This is a genomic window from Pseudomonas sp. (assembly GCF_030684895.1).
GTDB lineage: Bacteria > Pseudomonadota > Gammaproteobacteria > Pseudomonadales > Pseudomonadaceae > Aquipseudomonas.
Window position 1 is genome coordinate 1 of sequence record NZ_JAUXXP010000052.1, and the last position, 3725, is coordinate 3725.

The window sequence follows — 3725 nt, forward strand, 5'->3', positions numbered from 1 at the left end:
TCGCCAGCAAAGTCATACGGCTGAGCGGGCCATCTTCATCAGCACTGGCCAGCCAGATGTCGGCACCGCAGATCGGCTTGATACCACCGCCCATGGCCGCCTTATAGAACTTCACCAACGAGCACATATTGCTCATGTCAGTGACCGCAACCGCCGGCATTCCGGCTGCCGCCACCGACTTGATCAGTGGTTTGACCCGTACCAGCCCGTCGACCAGGGAAAACTCAGTGTGCAAACGCAGGTGGACGAACGAAGCGGTCATGGCAGTCCTATACAAAACGCAAAAACGACAAGGCAGGGATTGTACAACCGCAGCAGCGCGCGACAAGCGCTACCGGGCACAGGATAACGAGGGAGTTGCGTGAGCGTTGTGTCAGTCGTCCAACAACGCACGTACCGGGCCAAAAGAGCGCCGGTGAATCGGGGTCGGCCCGAGGCGCCGCAGCGCTTCCAGGTGTACCGGGGTGGGATAGCCTTTGTGCCCGGCGATACCGTAGCCGGGGTATTGCTGATCCAGCAGCTGCATCTCACGGTCACGGCTGACCTTGGCCAGGATCGACGCCGCGGCAATCGCCGGCACCTGGCTATCACCCTTGATCACGGCAGCGCTGGGCACCTGCAGTTTCGGGCAGCGATTACCATCAATCAGCGCCAGCTTGGGCGTGACACTCAGGCCTTCGACCGCGCGCTGCATGGCCAGCATGGTGGCCTGGAGAATATTCAGCTGATCGATTTCCTCGACCTCGGCGCGGGCGATGCACCAGGCCAGGGCTTTTTCACAAATCTCGTCGAAAAGTTTTTCCCGACGCGCCTCGGTGAGCTTTTTCGAATCGTTCAGGCCGAGAATTGGCCGCGCCGGATCAAGGATCACCGCAGCGGTTACGACCGCGCCGCAGAGCGGGCCACGGCCGACTTCATCAACACCGGCCACCAGCTCCTGCACCAGGGTGAAATCCAGCCCGAGCTGCATCAGCCGCGCCCTGTCAGTTGCAACACGGCTTGGGCAGCCTGCACCGAAGCGTCACGCCGCAACGCCCGGTGAATCACATCAAAGCCTTCGGTCTGCACCTCGCCGCCATTCAGCAGCGGCGCCAGCAACTGGGCCAGCGCTTCGGGCGTAGCAGCGTCCTGAATCATTTCGGGCACCAACAGACGCTCGGCCAACAGATTAGGCAGGGAGATATAGGCACTGGTAACCAGGCGCTTAAGGATGCGATAGGTCAATGGCGCCACCTTGTACGCCACCACCATGGGCCGCTTGTACAGCAGCGCCTCAAGGGTCGCCGTACCGGATGCAATCAATACCGCATCACAGGCCGCCAACGCCTCATGGGAGCGACCATTGAGCAAGGTCAACGGCAGATCACGGCCCACGAGCATTTGCTCAAGCTGCGCACGGCGCTCGGGACTGGAACAGGGCAACACAAACTGAATACCGGGGCGCAAAGTGCGCAACCGCACGGCGGCATCGAGAAACAGGCTGCCCAGGCGCGACACTTCGCCGCCACGGCTGCCCGGCATCAAGGCCACCACCGGCTGATTCTGCGCCAAATTCAGCGCCTCACGGGCCGCAGCGCGGTCCGCCTGCTGCGGAATGGTATCGGCCAGCGGATGGCCGACAAAGCGCACCGGCACCTGATGATCCTGATAGAACTGCGCCTCGAACGGGAACAGGGTCAGCATCAGGTCGCAGGCCTCGCGAATCTTCAGTACGCGCTTCTGCCGCCAGGCCCATACGGACGGGCTGACGTAATGCACGGTCTTGATGCCCGCCTGACGCAACTTGAGTTCAAGGGTCAGGTTGAAATCCGGCGCATCGATGCCGATAAATACGTCCGGCTTGGCCGCGATCAGGGTGTTGATCAGCCGCTTGCGCCGTGACAGCAGCTCAGGCAAACGGCCGAGCACCTCGACCAAGCCCATCACCGACAGGCGCTCCATCGGGAAATAGGAATTCAGCCCCTGAGCCTGCATCAGCGGGCCACCGACACCGATAAATTCGATCTGTGGGTATTGGGCTTTGAGGGCCTGCATCAGGCCCGCACCGAGAATATCGCCAGACGCCTCGCCAGCGACCAGCGCGACACGCATCAGGTCAGTCATAAATTATCGGGTAATGCCGCGGCTTGAAGCCTGAATGGAATCGCGGAAGATCGCGACTTCGGGAAATTCTGCGGACGACTCGGCCAGCTCAGTCATCGCCTGGTCAACCGTAAGCCCCTGGCGATAGACAATCTTGTAAGCACGGCGCAAGGCAGCAATGGCCTCGGCGCTAAAACCACGGCGGCGCATGCCCTCGAAGTTCATGCTGCGCGCTTCGGCCGGATTGCCGAACACGGTGACGAACGCCGGAACATCCTTGCCAATCGTCGTGCCCATGCCGGAAAAGCTGTGTGCGCCGATACGGCAGAACTGATGCACCAAGGTGTAGCCGGAGAGAATCGCCCAGTCATCGACCCACACATGCCCAGCCAACGCAGTGTTGTTGACCAGGATGCAATGGTTACCGATCACGCTGTCATGGCCAATGTGGGCGTAGGCCATGATCAGGTTGTGGTCGCCGAGGGTGGTTTCACTGCGATCCTGCACGGTGCCGCGGTGGATGGTGACACCCTCGCGGATCACGTTGTGATCGCCAATTACCAGACGAGTCGCCTCGCCCTGGTACTTGAGATCGGGAGTGTCTTCACCCACCGAGGAAAACTGATAGATGCGGTTGTGTTTACCGATCCGGGTCGGCCCCTTGAGGATCACATGGGGGCCGATCACTGTACCCTCGCCAATTTCTACATCGGCCCCAACTATCGACCAAGGGCCGACGACTACGTCGTCAGCCAACTTGGCACTGGGATCGATGATGGCGCGAGGGTCAATCAAACTCATAGTTTGCGTTCCGCACAGATGATTTCTGCCGAGCAGACTTCCTTGCCGTCGACGCTGGCCTTGCACTCGAATTTCCAGATGCTGCGCTTGCTGCTCAGGTAGCGGGCCTCGAGGATCAGTTGATCACCCGGCACCACTGGCTGGCGAAAGCGTAGCTTGTCGGAGCCGACAAAGTAATACAGGGTGCCATCGGAGGGCTTCAGATCCATCATCTTGAAACCAAGAATCCCGGCAGCCTGAGCCATGGCTTCGATGATCAGAACGCCCGGCATGATCGGGTGCTCAGGAAAATGCCCGTTGAAAAACGGCTCATTGATGCTGACATTCTTGTAGGCGCGAATGCGCTTGCCTTCAAGGTCCAGCTCGGCAACCCGGTCCACCAGCAGGAACGGGTAGCGGTGCGGCAAGTATTCGCGAATCTGGTTAATGTCCATCATGTGCAGAGAAGCCTGTAAGAGAAAAAAGAGAAGCCGGTAAATACCGGCTCAGGCATCAGATGAAGTGTCGGCAGCTGGGGTCACGGCGGCCAGCTGCTTTTCCAACTGTTGCAGGCGTCGCGCCATATCGTCCAACTGACGAATCCGTGCCGCACTCTTGCGCCATTCAGCCGCCGGCTGCATGGCGGTACCCGACGAATAGGAGCCCGGCTCGGTGATCGAGCGGGTGACCATGGTCATGCCGGTGACGAACACGTTGTCGCACACCTCGATATGCCCAACCATGCCGACGCCGCCCGCAATCATGCAGTTCTTGCCGATCTTGGTGCTGCCGGAAATACCCGCGCAACCGGCCATGGCCGTGTTGTCGCCGATCTGCACGTTGTGCGCGATCATGATCTGGTT

General features: G+C 60.2%; 5 protein-coding genes and 1 pseudogene. All 6 read right to left on the minus strand.

Features of this window, described 5'->3' with window-relative positions:
* Nucleotides 1–262 (minus strand): PHP domain-containing protein (locus Q8M42_RS11620; RefSeq protein ID WP_305284041.1); only part of this gene is annotated, 262 nt, incomplete at its 3' end.
* 111 nt (nt 263–373) lie between these two features.
* Nucleotides 374–970: a ribonuclease HII gene (rnhB, locus tag Q8M42_RS11625; RefSeq protein ID WP_304866011.1), complete on the minus strand. Its 597-nt coding sequence runs from the start codon at nt 968–970 to the stop codon at nt 374–376.
* Nucleotides 970–2103 (minus strand): lipid-A-disaccharide synthase, encoded by a 1134-nt coding sequence (gene lpxB, locus Q8M42_RS11630; RefSeq protein ID WP_304866008.1) that lies wholly within the window; start codon nt 2101–2103, stop codon nt 970–972. Before lpxB ends, rnhB begins: the two co-directional genes overlap by 1 nt.
* Nucleotides 2104–2106: 3 nt before the next feature.
* The gene (gene lpxA / locus Q8M42_RS11635) at nt 2107–2883 is read right to left on the minus strand and encodes an acyl-ACP--UDP-N-acetylglucosamine O-acyltransferase (protein WP_304866005.1); all 777 of its coding nucleotides are present in this window, start codon (nt 2881–2883) and stop codon (nt 2107–2109) included.
* Nucleotides 2880–3320 (minus strand): 3-hydroxyacyl-ACP dehydratase FabZ, encoded by a 441-nt coding sequence (gene fabZ / locus Q8M42_RS11640; RefSeq protein ID WP_090383257.1) that lies wholly within the window; start codon nt 3318–3320, stop codon nt 2880–2882. The genes lpxA and fabZ overlap by 4 nt, the downstream gene beginning before the upstream one ends.
* A 48-nt stretch (nt 3321–3368) precedes the next feature.
* Nucleotides 3369–3725: pseudogene (locus tag Q8M42_RS11645) on the minus strand (UDP-3-O-(3-hydroxymyristoyl)glucosamine N-acyltransferase); the annotation flags it as partial.

Bases quoted from the DNA above. Each gene is read 5' to 3' on its own strand.
- fabZ (WP_090383257.1), bottom strand. From the start codon at position 3,320: ATGATGGACATTAACCAGATTCGCGAATACTTGCCGCACCGCTACCCG.
- lpxA (WP_304866005.1), bottom strand. From the start codon at position 2,883: ATGAGTTTGATTGACCCTCGCGCCATCATCGATCCCAGTGCCAAGTTG.
- lpxB (WP_304866008.1), bottom strand. From the start codon at position 2,103: ATGACTGACCTGATGCGTGTCGCGCTGGTCGCTGGCGAGGCGTCTGGC.
- rnhB (WP_304866011.1), bottom strand. From the start codon at position 970: ATGCAGCTCGGGCTGGATTTCACCCTGGTGCAGGAGCTGGTGGCCGGT.